Here is a 23,559-nt window from a genome sequence, read left to right on the forward strand (position 1 = left end):
TTTAATGAGAAAATTGGCTTTTGGTGTTTTTTTAGCGTTTGACCACAAATGTTGTCACACTTTGAGCCGGGAGATGAGCCCAAAATTGATTTCCTGATATATTTAAGTCAGTTCCAGGCTGAAGGTTGCTGTTACTACTCGTAATCCATCTTGACGCTTGTGAAGCGGTTCCATTTTGCATGACAAAGTGCTGGTTAACGCCTGTATTGTTTTTATTAATCGCTACAATGACGACCTTATTGTCCCCTTTATAGGCTGAGACGAAAACATTCGGTTCAGGGCTTTTCGTTGCATCAATTCTGACGTACCCTGGACGCACAAACTTGGAGAAATGCGCCATGTTGTAGCCACGTTTGCTAATCATTCCATCTTCCTTCATAGGACCGTATGATCTGCGGATGTACCACCAAACATACGCCTGAAAATCACCTTCCACCATCGAATGGTGAATATGCTCTGACACCCCTAATGCCTCAGGCCAGCGGTCCGCTGAATTGTTATCACTATTCGGGTAATATACCTCTGTCATCCACAGCTCTTTCCCCGCTCCTTTTTGTTTAAAAAGAGGATACGGAAGCTGGCTGATCTGGGTTCCATACAGATGGGCACCGAGAATGTCCATATTTCTAAGCGCCTGCGGATCGTTTAAGATAGGATCTGATATATTTTTAAGGTATTGAAAAGATTCTGGTGCAATCACGCGTGCATTAATGGAGCCGGCATTTTCTCTCATGAATCGCAGGATTTCCTGAGGCGTCCACCATGTCCATTCGTGTGCATAATCAGGCTCGTTTTGTACAGAAATGGCATAGAGGTTGACACCATTATTTTTCATGTATGTCACAAAATCATTCAGATGCTGAGCATACGCGGCGTATTGATTGTATCTCAACCGCTTTGCAGACGCACCATTACGGTTGAAAGTCTCCACCATATGGCTTGGAGGATTCCAAGGCGAAGCGATCACTAAAGCGCCATGCTCTATTGCTCTTTTGGCGGTAGCAACTTCTCTGTGCCAATTATTTCTGTTCTCGTCTACATTAATTCGTAGAATGGAGAATCCTAATTGATTCTGCCCATTGCCAAAGGCGGTTTCCCTTTGAGGGGCGGTTAAATCACCAATCCAAGCCGGGTGGTTCATTCCGCCAAAGCCGCGAATCACTTGTCTTTCCGCATTGACATTAATATTCGCATCACTTGCTGCTGAAACCTCAGTTACCCCAGGCCCTATGAACATGACAGACAGCATAGTGAAGCAGATCAATAAAGTACAAATTGGTTTTTTGATTATGGACATCAAATTTTCCCACTCTCCCATCAACCAGTGATCGATGCCGCAGCATCTGATTTTGTTTACCTTTGAGTAAACTGCCAGGAATCAAATTGGAATAGGTTGGCACCATTTCCTTTGAAGACAAAAAATACGTTGTGCACTCCTGCTGCTCCGTTCACTGCCGTTTCTATTTCTCGCCAGTTTCCGCCTGTGGAAGGGACATTGAGTGTTCCGGCAATTCTGCCGTCTGGACTGCCAAGACGTACTTCTATTTGTCCGCCTGAAGCGGATGCTACATTGGCTTTAAAGGTTCTGGCACCGCTCGATCCGAAATCGACATTACTGACAGCCACCCAATCACCGTTTTGAATGTTTGTGACATGCTGGTTATTGACTGGTCCACCTGGTGCTGAGGAAGCCTCTGTTAAAATGCGTCCATTCCAAGCGAATGTTTCAGCTTCTACCCGTTGATAAGGATTCAGGTTGGAAAGCTGTTTAACTCCTTCAAAATTGGCTGCGACCTCTCGAAGGGAGCCGTCAGCATTATGCACAAGCTTATTAATGTGTGGAGATCTGTAGCCTTTCCCTGCTCCATATAAGGCTGAGCTCACCGTTTGCGTGTGATACACGACATACCACTCGTTTTTAAAATGGAACACAGCATGATGGTTGTTACCGCCGCCGCCGAAAAATGCACCCGGATTTTTCAGGAAGTGTCCTTTATACGTAAAGGGGCCCATTGGACTTGAGCTCGTCATATAACCGATCTCACCAGGTGGTTTATCTGCTGGGTGGGAGCCGCCAAAATTGATGCAATAGGAATAGTAATAGGTACCGTTATACTTATGCATACCCGAATCTTCAAACATAAAAGGAGCATCAATGGTTGATGCGCTGCCAACTACACTAGTCATGTCAGATCCTAGTTTCAGAACTCTTGCTGTTTTAGGATTGGCCCATTGTCCCTGCGTTGGATTTGAACCGCCTGGAACGCCTCCTCCGGCATATAGATAACCGGTTCCGTCATCATCTACAAATACGGCTGGATCAAAAAGCCATACAACACCGGACATCCCTGGTGTATTTGGCGTGACGAGCGCTTTTCCGATAGGATCTTTCCAAGGTCCAATCGGGCTGTCTGCTGTCAAGACGCCAATCCCTCCGCCGCTGTTAGCAAAATAAAGGAAAAATTTATCCTTCCCATTGATCTTTTTCACCGCAGCGGATGGAGCCCAGGAAGCGCCTGCCCATTTGGCAATCCCTCTCCCGCCATTGGCCCCATTTGCGCCAGCTACTGGAATCGCTCCGTGATCTGTCCAGTTCACCATATCCGCCGAAGAGATGACAAAGACCCTATTCAAATTCGCAAAAGAATTATCCTTAATCGTTCCATTGCTGTGATATTCATAGTCATCACTCGACATATAAATGTACACTCTGCCGTTATAGGTGAGCGCAAACGGATCCGCCCCCAGGTGATGGTCTATGAGTGGATTTGCATTTCCTACTCGTTTTGCAATGGGGGTACTTGCTGCACTCGCATCATATACCGGTATACAGCTCAGCACCAAAGCAAGAATCAAAAAACCTACACCGCACTTCATCCTCTTCCTCATCGTGTCATTTTCCTCCTGTTTTCATCTTCCTAATATTGGGGTTTACGCCCAATTTCAAATTATGTTGATATGCGCTGATGAAGAATGAATACAAAGGATGATTTCTAGGGGAAATCACTGCTGAAATCATCATGAAAACCCTTACTTTTTGACTAGGAGACAATAAAAAATGCAGTCCTCCACTTTGGAACTGCATTTTTTCTTCTTATTCAATGAATGTAGATTACATATAACGAGCGGTCACCATTTTCTTTCTTGTGTAAAACTCTACTCCGTCTGTTCCGTTCGCATGTAAGTCCCCGTAGAAAGAATCCTTCCAGCCGGAAAACGGGAAAAATGCCATTGGTGCGGGCACACCGATATTCACGCCGAGCATACCTGCTTCGATGTTTTCGCGAAATTCTCTGATGCTTGATGCGCTGTCCGTGTAAAGGCAGGCACCGTTCGCAAATTTTGATTGATTGGACAGGTCGATCGCTTCTGTTAGTGAAGAGACACGGACAACTGATAAGACTGGGGCGAAAATCTCGTCCTGCCAAATTTTCATTTGATTTGTGACATGGTCAAAAATCGTCGGTCCAACGAAATACCCTTTTCCATTTGTTTCAAGGTCATTCCTACCATCACGAATGAGGCTTGCTCCTTCTTCAATCCCTGACTGGATATATTGAAGCGTTCGTTCTTTATGTTCCTTTCGAATGACTGGACCAAGAAAGACATCTTCATTTATTCCATTTCCAATGACGAGCTCGTTCGATTCATCAACTAATTTTTGAATGAACTCATCTGCCACTTCTTCTTCCACCGCGACAACGGCCGCGGCCATGCAGCGCTCTCCCGCTGATCCAAAGGCAGCACCAATGATTTGTTTCGTTGCCGCATCTAAATCTGCATCTTTGAGGACAATGGAGTGATTCTTTGCACCTGCAAGTGCTTGGACACGTTTGCCATGCTCTGTGCCTTTTTTATAGACGTATTCTGCGACTGGCTGAGAGCCGACAAATGAAATGGCTTTGACCTTTTGATGTTCAAGCAGACCGTTGACGACATCGTGAGCCCCATTGACGATGTTGAGAACACCTTTTGGAAGACCCGCTTCTTCAAATAGCTCGGCTAACCGCGCGGCAAGAAGGGGCGTTCGTTCTGAAGGTTTTAAAACAAACGTATTTCCGCAGGCAATGGCAAGCGGGAACATCCAGCACGGGACCATCATCGGAAAGTTAAATGGCGTAATGCCGCCAATGACACCAATCGGATAGCGGTACATGCCAGATTCGAGTCCAGATGCGATATCTGGTAATTGTTTTCCCATCATTAAGGTCGGTGCACCAGCGGCAAATTCCACACATTCAATCCCTCGCTGCACTTCTCCTTTTGCCTCTGTTATGCTTTTTCCGTTTTCAATCGTTACGAGTTCAGCCAGCTCATCCCATTTTTCAACGAGTAACTGCTGGTATTTAAATAAAATGCGTGCACGTCGGGGAACTGGTGTTTTCGACCAAGTGGTAAATGCTTCTTGTGCTGCCTGTACCGCACGTTCGACATCCTTTTTTGTTGAAAGCGGCACTTCTGCGATGATCTCGCCAATAGCTGGGTTATATACTGCCTCTGTTTGACTTGTTTCTGCCTCAATCCATTGTCCGCCAATATAATTTTTCAACATTTTTACATCTGTTTTGGTCATGTTCCCTCTCTCCTTTTTATGAAAGAATGTCATGCTTATAGGATGTGTATGGTTGTCATTGTCTCATCTAACGGGCGCCCATCTGTATACACTCTTTGTCAAATGAAACTGATGTTTTGGTTTACGTTGTGATAAAGAGCTTGCTCTAAAGTGTGAAAGGTTGCCGCCCATCGATTTGTTTGTGAGAAATGATTCCGGAATGTGATTTATTCATGGTATATTTTTGATAAACTATTGGGTAACTGTAGAAAAATCATAATATTAAAAACACTTTCAGTCAATCCTCTTTTTGCAACATAAGAAAAACCTGATGCGCGTTGCATCAGGTAGAGGCTGGTTCTTTTCTTTTATTTAGTTGATGCAGCATATTGATTCGGTTCTGCAAAATGCGGGAGCATATCACCATGTGCTTCAATGAGTTCATCGCATAATTTGATGATGTCATCAATGGATAGTTCAGCGCTTGTGTGTGGATCAAGTAATGCCGCTTGATAAATGTGCTCTTTTTTGCCGCTAATTGCTGCTTCGATTGTCATGAGCTGTGAGCTGATATTGGTCCGGTTGAGTCCAGCCAATTGTTCAGGGATCTCTCCGACATAGCAAGGCATGATGCCGCTGCGATCTGCAACACATGGTACTTCGACACACGCTTTTTCAGGCAGATTGTGAATGAGTCCTCCTGTGTTCAGCACATTCCCGCCAAATTTAAAGGGAACGTTCGTTTCGATCGCTTCAATGATACGAGAACCATATTCTTTTGAGCGAGTATGTGTGATCTGTGTATTGCCCACAAGGTCATGCTTCATTGTATTCCAGTTGTTGATTTGTTCCTCGCAGCGTCTCGGGTATTCATCGAGCGGAATGTTAAATTGACCGATCAGTTCTGGATAGCGTGCTTTGATAAAATAAGGATGGTATTCGGCATTGTGCTCTGAGGATTCTGTGACATAGTAGCCGAATTTATCCATCAGCTCAAAACGTACCATATCATGGGGCCGCGCTTGCTGCTTTTCTTTCGCTCTTCTTTTGATGTCTGGGTACAAATCTTTTCCGTCCCGTTTCACCTCTAATAACCATGCCATATGGTTGATGCCGGCAATTTTTTCTTCAATGCCTTCATGATCCATTTCAAGTGATTCAAATAGATCCTTTGTACACACCTGCACACTATGACAAAGACCCACCGTTTGAATCGGTGTATAGCGCAGCATCGCACCTGTCAGTGTGGCCATTGGATTTGTGTAATTTAATAATAAAGCATTTGGACAAACCTCTTCCATCTCCTTTGCAAAATCAAACATCACAGGAATTGTTCGAAGGAAGCGGAAGATGCCGCCGATGCCAACCGTATCCGCAATCGTTTGTCTTAATCCGTATTTTTTCGGAATCTCAAAATCAATCACAGTGCTTGGCCGATAGCCTCCAACCTGGATGGCATTGATGACATATTTCGCATCCTTTAAGGCTTCTTTTCGGTTGTGATAGGGCTTAATGGTCACATTTGCACCGTAGTTCTCTTTTAAATGCCGAAGCATCGTGTCTGATTCATTCAGCCGGTTGTGGTCGATATCATATAATGCGAATTCAAAGCCGCTAAGTGCAGGGACGAACAAACAATCTCCTAATATATTTTTAGCAAACACGGTACTCCCTGCACCGATAAATGTAATTTTAGACATTGACGACTCTCCTTTTTACATCCATATTGAACTACCCTTTGACAGAGCCTTGTGAAAGCCCTGCGATAAAATATTTTTGCAACAGTAAAAACATCGTAACCATTGGCAGCATCGCAATGAGCGCAGCGGCACCAACGAGCTGGAGCTGATGCTGATTTTGACCAAAAAAATGGGATAAGGCGACTGTGAGTGTATGCATTTCTTTATCTTGCAAAAAGAAGATGGCAAATTGATAGTCGTTCCAAATATACACACAGGCAATGATTAAAACAGAAGCGGTAATGGGCTTCAGAAGAGGAAAAACGACAGTGAAAAAAACTCTGAGTGTCCCCGCTCCATCAATACGGGCTGCTTCTTCAAGCTCCTTTGGAATGGTCGACCGGATAAAGCCTGCGTATAAGAAAATGGTTAGCGGCAAAAAAGCAGCGACATTATTTAAAATAGCGATTTGATAGGTGTTCATCATCCCGATTTGAACGACCATTTTATAGAGCGGGACAAGGGCTGTGAGCGGTGGAATGACCATAATGGTGATGAATAAAACATAAACTGCTTTATTTAGCTTTGTGTTTCTTCTTGCGAGCGGATAGGCTGCAAGAGATCCAAGTATGATGAGTAATACAGCGGAGGTAAACGTAATCATCACTGTATTCAAAAAGGACTGGCCAAGCTGAGCCTCTGTCCATGCCGTGCGAAAGTTTTCAAGATGGAGCACTTTCGGAAACAGCCATTTTGAACTGAAATCTCCTATCCCCTTTAATGATGTCGTCACCAAGATATAAAATGGAATGAGGTGAAGCAATGTCACCAAAAGTGCGAGGAAGGTGTACCATCTCTTTTTGCGTTTAAAGGCGTTATCCATCACACCTCGGTCTCCTTTCGTTTGAAATAAATCAGTGCTGCGACACTAATGACAAGGATGATGACCGCCATGAAGACTCCTTGCGTTGCTGCATAGCCTGCATCCTGACGTTTGAAATACAGATCATACATAAAGGTCGACATCGATTGCGAGGAATCTCCAGGTCCGCCGCCTGTTAGTGCCACAATGACATCAAAAAGTTTCAGCCCGCCAATGACGTTAAGCACAACATTAATGGTGATAGACGGCATAAGCAGCGGCAATGTGATCCGTCTGAATTGCTGGAGGCTTGATGCGCCGTCTAATTGTGCCGCCTCATAATAATCCTTAGGAATACTTTGAAGGCCTGCTAAATAAATGATCATCGCAATTCCGACGAATTGATAGGTGTTGACAAGCACAATGATCCATGTGTTTAATTGCGGATTGCCAAGCGCATTCATTTGGTCAAATCCAAAAAATGTCACCACATCGTTTAAGGCACCGCCTTGGTAAGCAAACACAAAATACCAAATATAGCCCATGGCAATCGGACTGATCATGACAGGTAGATAGATCACCGTCCTTGTGATGCCTCTTATCTTTAAACTTTGGTTTAATAAGAGAGCATATCCAAGTCCAATGATATTTTGTAAGATTGTACTCCCAATTCCGTAGAGAAGCGTGTTTTTGACAACAAGCCATGTCGTTGGGTCTTGAAGCAGACGTTTATATTGATCAAGCCCAATCCATTCATAAGTTTGTGAGAACCCGTTCCAATTCGTAAAAGATAGCTGAATGCCGTTCAAAAAAGGATAAATGATAAAGGTACTGACGACGAGTACAGCTGGCATGTACATCCACCAAAGTGATGAATTCCGGCTTTTTTGCATCTTTTGTTTTGGTAAAGAGGTAAATGCGGCTGGCTGCTTTGCTTTTGTGATGTCATTCATTGGCTTCACTCCTGTTTCAGCATGGGCCTGCTATTGTTTTTTCAGACGCTTATATTCCTCTTCCATCTTCTTCGATAATTGTTCTGGTGTGATGTAGCCTGCTAATAATTCTTGACCCGTCGTTGCCATGACAGCCCACATTCCGCTTGGTAAGTATTTTCGATCGAAGTAAGGTTCAATCTTCACCTGTTCGTATTGATCGTAAAACGTAGAGTAATAGTTTTTCACTTTTACATGCGTTAAGGCTGCTTCAGAGGATGTGCCTTCTGCGATTTTTTCCGCATTTTCAGGCTTTGCGAGAAAATCGATGAATTGTTTTGCTTCTTTTAGATGCTTGGAGTCCTTCCAGGCAGCGACAGTAAATCGTTCTCCCCCAATCCAGCTTTGCTCATCTCCTTCATGAATGGCAGGAACAGGTATCGTGCCTACTTTGATCGATTGATTGAGTTCTGACGCTTCAGGTCCTAAAGAACCTCCGACAAAGGTGAAGGCTATTTTGTTTTGTGCCATCAGTTCAGGTGCTTGAGATAGTTTCGCTGTCAGGACATCTTTGTTTAAAAAATCTTGATCCTTCAGCTCCTTCATGAACTGTGCAAGCGGTGTATAGTGAGACCAATCAAAAGATCCGTTTTCAAGTTCTTTTCCGTATTGATGTTTTGGATCGGTGATTAATAAAGGTGTGGCTAGTTCATCAAAGACTTGGGCGATATTTGAGTTATCTCCTCCTGGTATCCAGAGCGGCACAACCTCTCCTTTGCTCTTTTCTTTAACTGTCAGCAAAGCAGATTTTAATTCATCAAGTGTTTTAGGGACTTCAATGTCATAGTCCTTTAATAGATTGGCATTAAAGCTAAGCCCGTCTTTTGCTTGATTCAGCGGATACGCGTATACTTTGCCATCTTGGTCCTTTAAAATCTGATCGAGAGATGGATCAAGCTGTTTGACCCAATCCATCTCTTTTAAATCAGCCACATACTCGCTATAGCGCAGTTTGGCCCAGCCATGTGTGTCAAACAGATCCGGCATATCGTTTGCCCCTATTTTGACGCGAATCATATCTTCATAGCTGTTGCCCGGGAAGTTGGCATCGATTCGAATATGTGGATGCTCTTTTTCAAACTCACGAATCACTTCTTCAAATGCTTTTCTTTCCCCGCTGTTGCTCATCGTCGAAAAGAGAGTCAGGGTGACCTTTCCGTTTGCTTCGGACGTACCGTTATTGCCGCAAGCAGACAAAAGAATGGTCAAGACAAAGGCCGCAGTCAGCAGCATGAATTTTTTATTCATGGTTTCCTCCTTTTGATCACTGAAAATTCAGACGATAATCGGTAGAATTCATGCAGTTGCGGAAACAAAAGAAGTCCATTATACTGGAATTCTATTCTTTTCAAAGAGATAAGAGAGCATAACGGCAGGCTGCCTTGTTCTTAGCATGATCTGGCCATCATGCTGAGCAGCTGCTTTCTGCTTTTTTGTCTCTTTTTTGTTTGCTGAGATCTTGGTTCACCCCCTTTCATGGATGAGACATGTGCTGCCCCGTTCGATGAGTTTTGTTGGCACGACGACTTTTAGAGGGAGCTTTCTTCCGTTTATTCGCTCAAGCAAAAGCTTCAAGCCGACTTCCCCCATTTCTTCTGTATATACTTTTACGCTTGTAAGCGGCGGACTTGAAAATGAAGCAGCTTCAATGTCATTAAACCCAACAATGGATACATCGAAAGGAACACGCAGACCGGCTTCGTTGAGCGCACGCATTGCACCGATCGCCATTGAATCACTTCCGATAAAAAAGGCTTGTGGAAGGTTTCCTTTTTTAATGGCTTGCTGCATAAGCGTATAGCCTTCTTGCATGGAGTATTCCCCAATGTGGATGTCATCCAGATGAAGACATCCCGCCTCCTGCATTCTTCTCATAAACGTCGTTTGCCTTTCGTCCTCAATCACAGCGTTTCCTTCGAAATAATGCTCCCGCTCCTTTCCGCCAATATAGCCTAGATGTGTATAGCCAAGCGATTGCAGATGGCGAATTGCTCGATCTGCCGCTCTTACAAAATCAACATGTACACAATCATACAAATCTTCATCCGCATAATGATTAATAAAAACAATGTGTTCCATTCGGTTTGTCATTTTTTCAACTGTATCGGGACTGATTCGTCCAATGACAATCAAACCGTCAATATCCTTTAGCATCGCCCCTTTGTCCATGCTTCTCAGGCGAAAGGTATGGAGGGTGGACAGCCCTTGTTTGGCATATTCTTTTTCAATTCCTTTTCGAATCGATGAAAAAAAGGGATCATTTAATTCTTCGTCAATGGATTGAGCGACAACGATACCGATGACTGGGGATTCAGATGGAGGTTTTTCTTCTGCTTGATCGGCTTTTCTTGCTCTCACTGGGGTATAGTTTAGCTTCTTTGCAATGTCGAGGATGTTTTGTCTTGTTGCGTGTGAAACGGCAAGTGTTTGATCGCCATTTAACACACGGGATACAGTGGATACGGACACTTTTGCATCATGGGCAATATCTTTGAGTGTGGTCATAGGCAAACTCCTCTTAGATTTTGACTAAATATTTACTAAAGATATTTGAAGGATAACATATAAGTAAAGCGCTTTCAATTGTGGATTTGTAATTTTTTATTTTGTATTCGGGTATGTTTTGGTGAGATTGCGGTATTTTAGTAAAATTGCGTAAAAAAGAGGATGGATTACATCCTCTTTTACTAACATGATTCAATTGAGGCTGTTTCTTTTGCAAACAATTGCTTCATTGTCTCCCAAGCTTTATCGAGTTGATTGTGAAGTCCAAATAAACCTGAGTTGCCGATGATATAGATCTCATTTCCAGCCTCAGCAAGCAGCCGGAACGTGCTCTCATTACAAGAGCCGTCTACTTCAATTGAAAATGAGTATCCTCCTTGCTCTTTTATCTTTCTCACCTCTTTGATTTTACGAAGCATTTCTTTAATAAAAGGCTGTCCAGCAAAGCCTGGATCGATCGTCATGATCGTCACTCGGTCTATTAAATGTATAAAGGAATTTAACACCGCAATTGGTGTGGCGGGATTTAAGACAAAGCCGACCTTGCAGTCTCTTTGATGGATATGCCGAATGATTCTAAAAACGTCTCTTTGCACGACCTCTGGGTGTAAGCAGATCATGCTTGCGCCTGCATCAATGCAGGCATCGATTAAAAATTCTTGGGGGTATTCCGCCATAAGGTGAACATCAATTGGTCTATCTGTCAGTTTTCGAAGCTGTTCTATGAAAAAGGGCGATAAGGTGATATTTTTCACGTAATGACCATCCATGACGTCGACATGATATCGATCTGCTCTTGTGTTGAGTATATGAATTTGTTCGCGGAAGTGCGTTAAATCCATGCACATCAATGAAGGTGAAAAAATGGCTGTCATTCTGAGGCTCCTCCTTTTTAGAGTTGAAATAAAAGCTTGATCAATCCAATCAAGATTCCGATGATACCAAAGTCTGTATCTCCAAAAGTTGTCCCTTCAAAGCCAAGGGTTCCTAACACAGGTAATAAACAAGCAGGTAAAAAGGAAAGAAGCAATCCATTCACAAAGGCCCCAGCGACAGCACCTCTTACGCCTCCTGTTGCATTGCCATACACTCCTGCTGTAGCGCCGCAAAAAAAGTGCGGGACAAGACCAGGGACAATGACAGTTAAACCAAACAAAGGTAAAAGAAAAATGGATACGATGCCTCCTGCAAAGCTGCATAAAAAACCGATAATGACTGCATTTGGAGCAAATGGAAAAACGGTTGGCGCGTCAAGTGCCGGCTTTGCCCCTTTCACAAAACGATCGGCAATCCCTTTAAAAGCAGGCACGATTTCACCGATTGCCATCCTCACCCCGGCTAAAATAATGTATACACCAGCGGCAAAGGTAATAGCCTGAATGAGAATGAAGACAGCGAAGTTCGTGCCCCCGCTAATTTGTTCTATAAAGGGAATCCCTGCAAACGGTGCAATCGCAAAGAACAGCAAAGCCATCGTGATCGAAATGGCAACAGATGTATCTCTTAGAAAGCCGAGTGATTTAGGCACTTGAATGGTTTCCGTTGATTTCTCTGGACGACCGATCCATTTGCCGATCATTCCCGCTGTAAAATAACCGAAGGTACTGAAGTGTCCGAGCGCGAGATCATCGCTTCCTGTGACTTTCCTTGTGAATGGCTGAAGGATAGCCGGTGCAATGACCATAGCTGTTCCTAATATAATCGAACCGGTGGTCACAAGAAATCCTCCTTGCATTCCGGCTGTCGAGAGAACGACTGCGAGCATTGCAGCCATATACAAGGTATGGTGCCCTGTTAAAAAGACGTATTTAAAGGGCGTGAATTTTGCCAATAACAAATTGACCAGCATGCCAAAAATCATAATGAGAGCCGTCTGTGTACCGAATTCCTTTTGGGCAATGGCCGCCATGGCATCTGTATTTGGGACAACCCCTTGAATGTGAAAGGCTGCTTCAAACATTTTTCGAAAAACTCCAAGTGAATCAGACACGACCGTGGCGCCCGCTCCTAATATTAAAAAACCCATGGTTGTTTTCAAGGTGCCTGACACGGTATCTGCGGCTGATTTTTTCTGCAAAAGTAAACCGGCCAGTGCAAACAAACCGATGAGAATTGCCGGTGTGCCCAATATATCGTTCATGATCAGTTCTATCATGATGTGAATCCCCCTTTTTTGTGGCTTATATGTGTTTACGAAGGACGTCTTTAATGGCTTCCTGGTCTAACAAGTTATTTAATCCAGCGACCTTTCTTGTGCCGTCATCCAGCTGGTCGATAATGTCTGTTGCTCCGATATATAGATCGGCCTGTTCATTTTTACTTGTGCTGAGATCGGTATGATCCACTTCAGCTACAAGTCCTAACTCTTCTAATGCTTTTTTGACATTCATTTCTACGATAAAGCTGCTTCCTAATCCGTTTCCGCACACAACAAGAATTTTTTTCATTCTCTTTTTCCTCCTTTATAGTTGTGAAAATTGATCAACTAGTTTTTGCACCGATGCTAATTCCTTTGCTTCAACCAGTTGTTTTCTCCGTTTTTCATCACTTAACAGCATGGTCAGCTGTTTGAGTGCTTTCAAGTGGGTCATACTGTCAATGGCTGCTAGCACAATGATGAGACGAACCTGTTTTTTTCCATCTTTAGAGAAAAAAACGGGCGGTTCAAATGACATGAGTGACATGCTTAATTTGTTCACGCCGTCCTCTGGTCTGGCGTGCGGAATGGCTACTTGTGGTGCAATCACAATATAAGGTCCATTTTGATGCACAGACTGAATCATGGCCTCCACATAACCTCTCTGAATGGCATTTTGATCGAGTAAAGGCTGCGCTGCTTTTGTGATGGCCTCTTGCCAAGTATCTGCTGTTTGCTGGAGATGAATGGTTTTTTCTGTTAATAAATCGTTTAACACTGGTTTCCACCCTTTCTGATGGGATACATATGCGGGATGAAGTAGCTCTTTAAGATCACGAAGCAGTGCTTTTTCATTTTGTATGATGGTATGCTGCTGAATGATGTTGAATAAAGCGTCCACATTGTTCTCATCAAGCCTGATTTCTGCACCTTCCCCATATTGAAGTAAGGTTTTTTTCTCATAGGCAGTGAGAATGGGATGAACGAGGTGAACAGGTTTTCCTTTAAACGAAATAGGTGTTGTTGACACAACAAAGTCGACATCAATGGATGACATTTCTTCATATGAACGCTTTGATAATAGTTCACGTACTTCGATATAACCGATTAATTCGATAAGCTGTGTTTTCAGCATGTGACTTGTGCCAATTCCTTCGCCGCAGACAATGTATACAGAACGCCGCACAATTGGTGAAATCCCTTCTCTTCTCATCCAACCACCAAAATGCATCGCCACATATGCAATTTCATGGTCGCTGATCTTTGAACAGGTCGCCTTTTCTAAATGGCATACGACCTTTTGAGTGATTTCAAACACCTCTGGCTGTGCTTTTTTAATAGATTCTGTTAATTCATTGTTGATATCAATGTGATAGACGAGTCTGTAATAGGCCGGGATGAGATGCATGGTCAAGTTTTGCTCCAAGGCTTCGTACTCTTGAAAGGAAATACATGCATACCGCTGAAAGTCAAAAATCATTTGTCTGGCAATGGTGCGAATGAGATGCTCTTCTGGTTTTTTACTTGATGGAAGCTTTTGTTTCTTGGCGCTGAGCCATAGAGTAGTAAGAAAATAGATTTCATCATCATGAACATGAAGGCCCGTTTCTCTTTGAATTCGTGCCATGAAACGAATAGCCGCAAAGCATTCATCTGTTTCCTGCAATGTACGCTTTTCTTCGTTTGAAAGGTGTACAGCACGTTCTAGCTTCATCCGCTTAAAGTAGAAAAAGAGATCCAAAGACAGCTGATCCAGCATGTCATCTGCAAACTCGAGCTTAAGCTCTTGTTCTGACTGCTCGAGGAGATGCTTTAACCGTTTATATGAAATTGGCCCCTTTAACCAAAAAGGTGGAAACGCTTTTTCGTTTTTTATCATTGTGCGAATGGAATGAATATAAGGTTTCAGCGCCAATCGAATCGCTCTTTCTTCTCCTGAAATCAAATAGCCGCAGGCTGCCTGATAGTGGAGGATAAGCTGCTGCTTTGAAAGTGCTTCTTTTAGCTGTTTCATATCTTCAAGCAATGTATTCCGGCTCACTTTGGTCATCTTCATAAAATCATCAATTCTTAGGCGTTTCTCACTGCATGCAATGGATAAGAGCAGGATGGCTCTTCTTTCCTTTACACATGGTTCATAATCATGGCCAACGAGAATGGTGTTCGCTTTTTGAATAATGACTTCTTTTTCATGTGGGTGTAAGTAGTAGCCAAGTTGATCTTTTCGCTGAATACCACTCAGCTGCTGAGTTTCCAGCCAGCTATTCATGCGTTTGATTTCAGAGTAGACGGTTCGAGTAGAGACATTCAGTCGATTCTGTAAATCTTCAATTGATAAATAAGATGTCGTGTGAATCAGCATTGATAGTAAAGTCGTGCCCCTTTTGGTTAAATACAGTTGGAATTCCTCCCTTCTTCCCTTTGGTTATAAGTCTAATCAACTCACATGCGTCAAAGAAGCCCAAATGTCTTCAGCGCATGCTGTGCAGCTTTTGGGTGCTCTTTTGCCATAAGAAAAAGCACACCCGCTTGAGTGTGCTTTGAGATTTGTACAAAAAGAACCCTTTGTCTTCTTTTATGTGATAGAAAACGTTTGTAATGAGGTCATGGATGTACTGAAAAATCTTTTTGAATTTTTTTGATCCTTCACAATGCTTTTGGCATTCTTGATTCACACATATGTACTGCATCATCGCCGCCAAAAAAAGCGGACACCAATCAAGACCTTAAGTGCCCAATGATCAGTGTCCGCAGGTTCTTTCTTATGTAAAAAAATTCTAATTTCGTTTTGTTATTTCATTTTCACTGCTTCTTTCATTTCCTCAATTATTTTATTAAACCACTGTAGAGGGTTTAATGAGATCTTGTTCGATAGGGTGAGAAATATGGAACTCTAGGCAATATAAAAAGAGCCCATTATGGACTCCTTAAATCATTACCAGCCTAAAGTCTGTCTGAATAGGTTTGGTGGTAATCCTACGAGTTGAACATCAAGTTTCAATGATCCTTCAACTCTGGAACTAGCGTTATGAATACGAGCAGAGATTGTCCAACCTTCATCAAGAACAATTAAAATCGTGTTATCTGATCCAGGTTTGAAATGAATATCATAAAATCTTGTTGGTAGTCTGAATTGCTGCATTCTTAGAGTTGGTCTTACACCAGGAGATCCCTGATTCAATGTCCCTTGTAAGTTGAAACCTTGGAGCTCGGTTGTTCTGCGACCAGTTTTAACAATCGCCTTGTAAAAATCGTGTCGTCCCAATAAGTACGTCAATAATCTTTGAGGAATCTGGTCAGGATAAATCCCATCTAGTCTCCTTAATTCATCGATTAACGCATTAAGGACGGGTACATAATATCGAGTAGCCTTATCAGGAATCTGGTTCCACAACGTACCTTGCGTTTTTAAATTACTAAGCTCTTCAAAGATTGGTACTACTTGGCGGAAATAATCAACTGTTGAATTATAACCAAACCAGGAATCACCTACATCAATTGTTGCTGATAATCGTGAATGCTTAAGAGCAGCATGATTATTCTTACAAGAGATTCCTATCTCCCAACCTTCAGTGCTCCTAACAGCTAGCACGTCACGAACATCACCAGCTTGACCTGCTGAATCAGGTAATATTGAAAGCTGTAAATTTCCATTGCCATTAGTTAAACGTGGCTCTAATTGAAGAATGGTATTTATTCCTGCGTCAGCACCTTCACTCATTTTCTGTTGTTCCGTCTGTGGAAGTGATAAAAAAGCGTTATGAGCTGTTTGTAACTGAGGAGATCCAATTACTTGAACATTAGCTCGTCCATTTAAAGATTGATCAAGAGATTGTAAAAATGCAAACTCTAGGGCCTTTCCATTTACTGTTTGACTTGCCATTAAATCACTACCTTCGTTTTCTCTCTTTCTAAGGCTTTCTCGAGGGCTTCGGCAAATTTGTATCCAACGGCTTCGGCAAGTTTCGGCGGAACAGCATTTCCAATCTGTTTATACTTACTCGTTAAATCCCCTTCAAATACAAGAGATTCTGGAAATGTTTGAACAACCGCAGCCTCCTGCCAGCTGAATCGTCTTGTTGTTCCTTCACCGAATTTCCATAAGTCTCTTTCAAGTTTAGTCATATCTGGTGAACTTGGATGTAGTGTTACTTGTTTAGCCATTGCTGGTATAGTGTAACTCACTTGATCCCAATCACGTTTTCTGTTTCGACTCATGTATCTTGATGAATATGGATCTTGACAAACATCATTTGAATTTGGTTCTGGAAAATGTCCGATTGCCTCTCTAAGAGTAACTCGACCAGTAGGCTCGGGAAACTCAAACCCTTTATCAATATCTTGTCTGATTCCGACTAGAATTACTCGTTCACGATCCTGTGGAACTTGATAATCGGCAGCATTAAGAACTTGGTGATACAAGTTGTAACCTTTTGAACTAAAGTCTTCAACAATTTTCTTTAAGATCAGGCCATCTTCCATTGTTGTAAGTCCTTTAACGTTTTCCGCTAGAAATCCAATCGGCTGCTTAGCCTCTACAACTCTACAAAGTTCTAAATATAGTTTATTTCGTACATCAAGAGCTTGACGTGGACCAGCCGCCGAGAATCCTTGACAAGGGAATCCACCGGTAACAATGTCAATATCATCTGGAATTTCATCTGCACTAATATTTTCAACTTTGCCAGGTACTACAATTGCCTCAGACCACTTCGAAAAAGTCTTACAAGCATCCTTGTCCATATCATTGGCAAAGACCGTCTGGAATTTTCCAGTTGCTTCTAATCCTAAGTCTAGACCACCAGCCCCACAAAATAAAGAGACAACTTTAAATTTCTTCATATTATTTACACCTCATAACTTGTATTATATCTTTTTTTATCTGCTTATCCAACCACTTAAAATTGGAATGATTAAGCTTGTTCACCATGCGAACCTTTGTTCTTATTTTACTATATATGACCAAGCTTGTAAAAATAAAAAAAGGAGCTTCCTCGGCTCCCCAGATTGTCCATATTTAGTTAGATTGTATGTTCGTATATATAAATATTTACAATCTCAACTGGCTCAATTTCGGGCTTCTGGTGATTATGTAACATTATTCAATATCAAGTAGGAGAAGATTAGATAGAAAGTTTCTAGTTTCATTTTATATTATAATTATTGTTAGAGATACTAACATAAAATCGTTTCAGCAAGCAGTCATTCTATCATTAAAAGTAGAAGAACCCGTAATTTTAGGATTACTTTTCAACCTTTCTAATAGTTCTTCATCTGTTTTCCCAACATGTCTCTCAATTAAGTGCCCACATCTGGATTGATGTGTAGCTAATCCATTACCTGGAGATAAAGAATTTTTCTAGCCTTTCTTGATTCCCATCTTCCCATGAAACCCTTTCGCCCCAAACGGCAAAATCATTCCGAGAGTGCCGTATTCATACTTGCTTCCTGCTTTTCTTTCGAGATCTTATTTCCAAATATATCTCGACCCGTAATCGCTTCGCTGAAGCCGTTGGTTGAGGTGAGACCATATAAAACTTTTTGAGCTGTTTTTAAGGAGTCAAATGATTTTTGCATCGACTGCTCTGACTGCAGCTGATGTGGCTTGAGTCGTTTTATAGACGGTCTTTCCGCCTTTGAAAATGCGACCTGCCCACCAACGATAGGGATGTAGCCGGCTGCGGCGACTCGCTGGCCTGCAGTAAGCTTTTTGCCTGTTATTGAATCAATGCCCGTTGTGGCAATTCACACCTGTTAGCTCATTGACAATGTTTCCGCCATAATCGAGGGCTTTTTCATAGCAAGGACGTTTGGCGAATGCTTCTTGTTCCTTTGCTATCTCGCGAGCTTCTTCTTGTTCTTTTTTGATTTTGAGATATTCACCAATTTGCTTCTCAATATCGCTTTTTACCTTGTAGATTTCACTAACTTGAAATGCTTTTTTGGCAAAACTCATTGGTGAAATGGCTTTTCCGTCATTTGTCGCATTCATCATTTCCGCGTACAATGCCATTGTAGCCTTCTCCTCAGTCTCTGACAAAGCATATTCATCTTTTAAATTTTGATCAAGCTGCAATACTTTTCAATTGCTTCATTGTCTCTTTAGGAACAGAACCCCTGAGTTTCATGTTACTCGCTCCTTGTCGAATAAGCACCACCTTACGCTATTCGCTTAAATAGATTTTTAAATGATGACTACACTCCGAGAGGATACCAAGTAGTACAGTCAATCATCAAGTAAAATGAAAAACTGTCCTCGATACGGCTGCCGCAGACTAGCTGATATCCAGGCTCAGAATGTCCCTTTCGTATGGTCACATTTCTCAACACCTTTGTTCCATATCTAGATACGGCATTGATAAGGGAAATAAGGGAAAGACGCCTCTCCCAATAAAAAAAGCGGACACCAACCATGGCACTTAAAGTGCTCAATGATCAGCGTCCGCAGGTTCTTCCTTCTGGACAAAATATTCACGTTCGTTTTGCTTGTCTCTATCATACGATGATCCACAAAGGAAAAAGTTCCCCTTTTTCTCGGTATGAAGTCCAATAAACACAACAAAACCTTAAAAGGCACTAGCCAATCAAGGTTCATTTTGTTACTTCATTTTCACTGCTTCTTCCATTTTCTCTATTATTTTATTAAACCACTGTATAGGGTTTAATGAGATCGCCGGAAAATAGATTTCTGCATTACTTTCGATAAAGCTTTCTTTTTCTTCTATTGTTAAAGTACCATTCAAAAAATCCTGACAATCCTTTATAGTAGAGAGCAGACATTCTTTAGTAGCTTCATGAATAAACTCCTCTAACGCTTCTTCTGGTGAATCGATATCCTGATGAAATGTCCCACCTAAAAAATCTTCTAACTCCTCTAAATAACTGTAACTCTCATTCATTTTATCATCCTTCTTTCTATTTAACAGGGTATCCCGTTAAAATAAAACCGCCATTCTCATCTTTTTTCAGTATAATTTTTGCATTTGTAACATTCTCGACTACTTCTGAATTTCTCGAAACACTTCTGCCAATTACCTCTCCATCACCCTTATATTTTAATGGTAATGTAGGTCTACTGTTGGGGTCAGATAACCACTTTTGTATTTTATCAACACTCTTAGGATCACCCAGAACTGAATCAGCAACTCTTTCTGCAGTCATTCTATCGTTAAAAGTAGAAGAACCCGTAATTTTTGGATTACTTTTCAGCCTTTCTAATAGTTCTTCATCTGTTTTCCCAACATGTCTCTCTATTAAGTGCCCACCTCTGGATTCATGTGTAGCTAATCCATTACCTGGAGATAAAGAATTTTTCTCACCTTTCTTGATTCCCATCTTACCATGAAACCCTTTTGCTCCAAACGGTAAAAGCATTCCGAGAGTTGCATTTAGACTCGCTTCCTGCTGTTCTTTCGAGACCTTATTCCCAAGCATGTCTCTACCTGTAATTGCTTCACTGAAACCGTTGGTGGCGGTGAGGCCATATAAGCCTTTTTGGGATGTTTTTAAGGCATCAAAGGATTTTTGCGAGGTCTTGTAGATGTCGACTGCTCGTACTGCGGCTGAGGTGGCTTGAGTCGTTTTATAGACGGCTTTCCCGCCTTTGAAAATGCGTCCTGCCCAGCCGACGATTGGGATATAACCTGCCGCTGCCATGCCGCCTGCGGCGACCCGCTGTCCTGCGGTGAGTTCTTCCCCTGTGATTGGATCAACGCCTGTTGCGGCGCGTTTTGCATCGTTCACACCTGTCAGCTCATTCACGATGTTCCCGCCATAGTCGAGTGCTTTTTCATACCAAGGACGGTTTGCGAGGGTTTCTTGTTCCTTTGCGATCTTGCGGGCTTCTTCTTGTTCTTTTTTGATTTTGAGATATTCAGCAGTTTGCTTCTCAATATCGCTTTTTGCCTTGTAGATTTCGCTATTTTGATACGCTTTCTTGTCAAAATTCATCGGCGAAATGGCTTTTCCATCATTTGTCGCATTCATCATTTCTGCGTACAATGCCATTGTAGCTTGCTGCTCCGTTTCTGATAAAGCATATTCATCTTTTAAATTTTGATCAAGCTCTCTTAGGTCTTTTACTGTCTTTTTTCGTTCATCTTCTGCATTTGCAATTTTTTCATCAAAGGTTTTGCTGTCAAATACCTCTAGGGAAATGAGGTCGTCGATGTCTTGAAAAGTGGTTTTGAGTGCCTTTTTTTGATCCTTTACAATGCTTTTGGCGTTTTTGATGCCCATATGTACAGCGTTGTCTAAAAAGTGTTCTTCTACAAAGGTATCGCCGCCAAAGCTTGTATCATCTAGTGTCCCAGAAACACCTTCATGAAAGGCTTTTTGCTTATCAATGAAGCTGATAAACATGTCCACATTTCCAGCCAGCTCTTTGTAGAAGCTTTTAATGTTATCGGCACCTCTCCCAGTGAAGTCGTCACCGAGATTAGAAACACCTTGTAATGCTTTTTTTAAATCTACCATTTGTTCGCGGAGTTCCTGGTAGTGTTTTGCCCTTGCGTCCATGGCACTTGTTAGTGCTTTTGCATCAAGTATCTTCCCCAGAAGAATTCACTCCTTCCTATTCATTGACAAGGTCAATTTTACCAACACAAAGTTTGTCATTAAATAGGAATATAGATACAAAAACAGTACTTAATATGTAAATGATCAGAATCATATCCTCGCTATTTTATTTCAAAGAAAAGCACACCCTTAACATTGTGCTCTCTTAAGACTTAGACTTAAGCAATTGCAGCTCTTGGTCCATAATATCTGCTGCTTCGGTAATAAATTGAATGATTAAGTCTAATTCTTCTCGTTTGTATTCGTTTGTGAGCTGTTTAGTTGATGCCGATAAGGATTGGAAAAGTTCTTTTACTTGTGATTTCCCTGCCGTTAATGGAACGATGATAACTCTTCGTTTGTCTTTTGGGTCCTTTTCTCTTTTGGCGTAGCCCGCTTTTTCAAGGCGGTCAATCAGAGCTGTGACCGCACCTGAGCTAAGACCTGTTTTTTCACTTAATTCTCCTGCTGTGAGAGGACCGAGTTCGTTTAATAAATCGGCTGATTTGAGATCTGTTGGGAAAAGGCCGAGCGATTGCGCGGCCGCTTGATGGAATAAAACCGTTCGTGTGGCGAGGCGCCTCATTGTATGTATGATCAGGTCTGCTCTGTCTTCAGCGTCGTTCTTTATTGACAACTTGTTCTCCTCCCTTTAAAATCAATTTATCTTGATCATCAAGATAAATGTTCTCTTACTTATGGTTAAGTTGATCATAGCAAAAATAAGAAGAGAACGTAAGCAGGAGGTAAATGAAATGAATCATGTGGATAAAGGTAAGGCATCCACTCGCTTTGTTGTCATCGGTTTGCTGTTAGGGATTTTTATGGCGGCGATGGACAATACCATTGTTGCAACAGCAATGGGAAGCATCGTAGCAGATTTGGGCAGTTTTGATAAATTTGCTTGGGTGACGGCTTCTTATATGGTGGCAGTAATGGCTGGAATGCCGATTTACGGAAAGCTTTCTGATATGTATGGTCGAAAGCGTTTTTTTCTGTTTGGACTTATTTTCTTTTTAATTGGATCAGCGCTGTGCGGTATCGCACAAACGATGGATCAGCTCATTATTTACCGGGCCATTCAAGGGCTTGGAGGCGGTGCCCTTCTTCCGATCGCGTTTACGATCATCTTTGATATCTTCCCGCCTGAAAAGCGCGGAAAAATGTCCGGTATGTTTGGTGCAGTATTTGGTTTATCGAGTGTACTAGGACCACTGTTAGGAGCTATTATCACAGATTCGATCGGCTGGCATTGGGTTTTCTATATTAACGTGCCAATCGGTATTGTTAGTGTGTTCTTGATCGCCAGATACTATCATGAATCGCTGGAACATCGCAAGCAAAAAATTGACTGGTCAGGTGCTATTACACTTGTCGTGGCAGTTGTGAGCTTAATGTTCGCACTTGAGCTTGGCGGTAAATCTTATGCGTGGGATTCGGTGCAAATCCTCACACTTTTTGCCGTGTTTCTTGTGTTTGGTACCATCTTCTTTATTGTTGAGCGTAAAGCGGAGGAACCGATTATTTCTTTTTGGATGTTTAAAAATCGTTTATTTGCGACATCTCAAATATTGGCGTTTTTATATGGGGGGACATTTATTATTCTTGCCGTCTTTATTCCTATTTTCGTGCAAGCGGTGTATGGTGAATCTGCGACAAGTGCAGGGTTTATTTTAACACCGATGATGATAGGATCTGTGATTGGCAGTATGATTGGCGGAACGATGCAGACGAAAGTGCCTTTCAGACGTCTTATGACGATCTCTGTTATTTCATTTTTTGCTGGGATGCTGCTTCTTGCCAATATGTCACCAGATACAGCTAGACTGTGGCTTACACTCTTTATGATGATATCAGGCTTTGGCGTCGGCTTTAGCTTCTCCCTTCTGCCTTCAGCTTCAATGAATGATCTTGCCCCTCGTTACCGAGGCAGTGCAAACTCAACCAATTCATTTATGAGATCACTTGGGATGACGCTTGGTGTCACGATTTTTGGGACGATTCAAACCAATGTCCTAACGAATCGCTTAGCAGATGCCTTTAGCGGAATAAAAGGAGCCCCTTCTCAAATAGGCGATCCACAAGCCATTTTTCAAGAAGGTGCTCGCTCACAAATTCCGCCTGATATTTTAAATAAAGTCATCGATGCGATGTCACAAAGTATTACGTACGTGTTTTTGATTGCGTTGTTTCCTATTGCCCTTGCAGCGATTACGGTCCTATTTATGGGAAATGCACGAGTACGCACATCAAATGAAATGAAAGAAAACGAATAA

18 protein-coding genes and 2 pseudogenes are annotated in these 23,559 nt (G+C 42.1%); 1 reads left to right on the plus strand and 19 read right to left on the minus strand.

Features of this window, described 5'->3' with window-relative positions:
- Positions 1–31: 31 nt before the first annotated feature.
- The 19 genes and pseudogenes from ACP7A0_RS02720 to ACP7A0_RS02810 all read right to left on the minus strand — a co-directional run bounded on the left by ACP7A0_RS02720 (position 32) and on the right by ACP7A0_RS02810 (position 21,869).
- Positions 32–1,300: a glycoside hydrolase family 30 beta sandwich domain-containing protein gene (locus ACP7A0_RS02720; protein WP_060596459.1), complete on the minus strand. Its 1,269-nt coding sequence runs from the start codon at positions 1,298–1,300 to the stop codon at positions 32–34.
- A 53-nt stretch (positions 1,301–1,353) separates the two neighbouring features.
- Entirely contained in the window at positions 1,354–2,889 is a 1,536-nt protein-coding gene (locus tag ACP7A0_RS02725; protein WP_066030830.1) for a glycoside hydrolase family 43 protein, read from the minus strand.
- Between the two features lie 223 nt (positions 2,890–3,112).
- Complete coding sequence (locus ACP7A0_RS02730; RefSeq protein WP_426004164.1) at positions 3,113–4,573, minus strand: CoA-acylating methylmalonate-semialdehyde dehydrogenase; 1,461 nt, start codon at positions 4,571–4,573, stop codon at positions 3,113–3,115.
- A gap of 347 nt (positions 4,574–4,920) precedes the next feature.
- The gene (locus tag ACP7A0_RS02735; protein WP_426004166.1) at positions 4,921–6,252 is read right to left on the minus strand and encodes an alpha-glucosidase/alpha-galactosidase; all 1,332 of its coding nucleotides are present in this window, start codon (positions 6,250–6,252) and stop codon (positions 4,921–4,923) included.
- A gap of 31 nt (positions 6,253–6,283) precedes the next feature.
- Positions 6,284–7,114 (minus strand): carbohydrate ABC transporter permease, encoded by an 831-nt coding sequence (locus ACP7A0_RS02740; RefSeq protein WP_426004168.1) that lies wholly within the window; start codon positions 7,112–7,114, stop codon positions 6,284–6,286.
- Positions 7,114–8,046, minus strand: a complete 933-nt coding sequence (locus ACP7A0_RS02745; RefSeq protein WP_060596464.1) for a carbohydrate ABC transporter permease — start codon at positions 8,044–8,046, stop codon at positions 7,114–7,116. The genes ACP7A0_RS02740 and ACP7A0_RS02745 overlap by 1 nt, the downstream gene beginning before the upstream one ends.
- A 30-nt stretch (positions 8,047–8,076) precedes the next feature.
- The gene (locus ACP7A0_RS02750) at positions 8,077–9,333 is read right to left on the minus strand and encodes an ABC transporter substrate-binding protein (protein WP_426004170.1); all 1,257 of its coding nucleotides are present in this window, start codon (positions 9,331–9,333) and stop codon (positions 8,077–8,079) included.
- 216 nt (positions 9,334–9,549) lie between these two features.
- On the minus strand, positions 9,550–10,590 hold the full coding sequence (locus ACP7A0_RS02755; protein WP_106061892.1) for a LacI family DNA-binding transcriptional regulator: 1,041 nt from the start codon (positions 10,588–10,590) through the stop codon (positions 9,550–9,552).
- A 182-nt stretch (positions 10,591–10,772) separates the two neighbouring features.
- Positions 10,773–11,465, minus strand: a complete 693-nt coding sequence (gene alsE, locus ACP7A0_RS02760) for a D-allulose 6-phosphate 3-epimerase (protein WP_426004172.1) — start codon at positions 11,463–11,465, stop codon at positions 10,773–10,775.
- A gap of 17 nt (positions 11,466–11,482) precedes the next feature.
- The gene (locus ACP7A0_RS02765; protein ID WP_034660830.1) at positions 11,483–12,745 is read right to left on the minus strand and encodes a PTS ascorbate transporter subunit IIC; all 1,263 of its coding nucleotides are present in this window, start codon (positions 12,743–12,745) and stop codon (positions 11,483–11,485) included.
- Between the two features lie 25 nt (positions 12,746–12,770).
- Positions 12,771–13,037: a PTS sugar transporter subunit IIB gene (locus ACP7A0_RS02770; protein ID WP_034660831.1), complete on the minus strand. Its 267-nt coding sequence runs from the start codon at positions 13,035–13,037 to the stop codon at positions 12,771–12,773.
- 15 nt (positions 13,038–13,052) lie between these two features.
- On the minus strand, positions 13,053–15,125 hold the full coding sequence (locus tag ACP7A0_RS02775) for a BglG family transcription antiterminator (protein ID WP_426004483.1): 2,073 nt from the start codon (positions 15,123–15,125) through the stop codon (positions 13,053–13,055).
- Between the two features lie 537 nt (positions 15,126–15,662).
- On the minus strand, positions 15,663–16,610 hold the full coding sequence (locus ACP7A0_RS02780) for a HaeIII family restriction endonuclease (protein ID WP_340876075.1): 948 nt from the start codon (positions 16,608–16,610) through the stop codon (positions 15,663–15,665).
- Positions 16,610–17,569, minus strand: coding sequence for a DNA cytosine methyltransferase (locus tag ACP7A0_RS02785; protein WP_426004175.1), 960 nt, complete (start codon positions 17,567–17,569; stop codon positions 16,610–16,612). The genes ACP7A0_RS02780 and ACP7A0_RS02785 overlap by 1 nt, the downstream gene beginning before the upstream one ends.
- A 355-nt stretch (positions 17,570–17,924) precedes the next feature.
- Positions 17,925–18,083, minus strand: a pseudogene (locus tag ACP7A0_RS02790) (RNase A-like domain-containing protein); the annotation flags it as partial.
- 12 nt (positions 18,084–18,095) lie between these two features.
- Positions 18,096–18,800 (minus strand): annotated as a pseudogene (locus tag ACP7A0_RS02795) (pre-toxin TG domain-containing protein); the annotation flags it as partial.
- A 526-nt stretch (positions 18,801–19,326) separates the two neighbouring features.
- A complete protein-coding gene (locus ACP7A0_RS02800; protein ID WP_334749324.1) occupies positions 19,327–19,626 on the minus strand; it encodes a contact-dependent growth inhibition system immunity protein in 300 nt (99 codons plus the stop codon).
- A gap of 16 nt (positions 19,627–19,642) precedes the next feature.
- Positions 19,643–21,244: a ribonuclease YeeF family protein gene (locus ACP7A0_RS02805; protein ID WP_426004178.1), complete on the minus strand. Its 1,602-nt coding sequence runs from the start codon at positions 21,242–21,244 to the stop codon at positions 19,643–19,645.
- Between the two features lie 205 nt (positions 21,245–21,449).
- The gene (locus tag ACP7A0_RS02810; protein ID WP_058015696.1) at positions 21,450–21,869 is read right to left on the minus strand and encodes a MarR family winged helix-turn-helix transcriptional regulator; all 420 of its coding nucleotides are present in this window, start codon (positions 21,867–21,869) and stop codon (positions 21,450–21,452) included.
- Between the two features lie 169 nt (positions 21,870–22,038).
- On the opposite strand from ACP7A0_RS02810, the gene ACP7A0_RS02815 reads away from it, so the two are divergent.
- Positions 22,039–23,559: an MDR family MFS transporter gene (locus ACP7A0_RS02815; protein ID WP_060596472.1), complete on the plus strand. Its 1,521-nt coding sequence runs from the start codon at positions 22,039–22,041 to the stop codon at positions 23,557–23,559.

The organism is Bacillus sp. DWP3-1, assembly GCF_049896565.1.
Lineage (GTDB): Bacteria > Bacillota > Bacilli > Bacillales > Bacillaceae > Bacillus.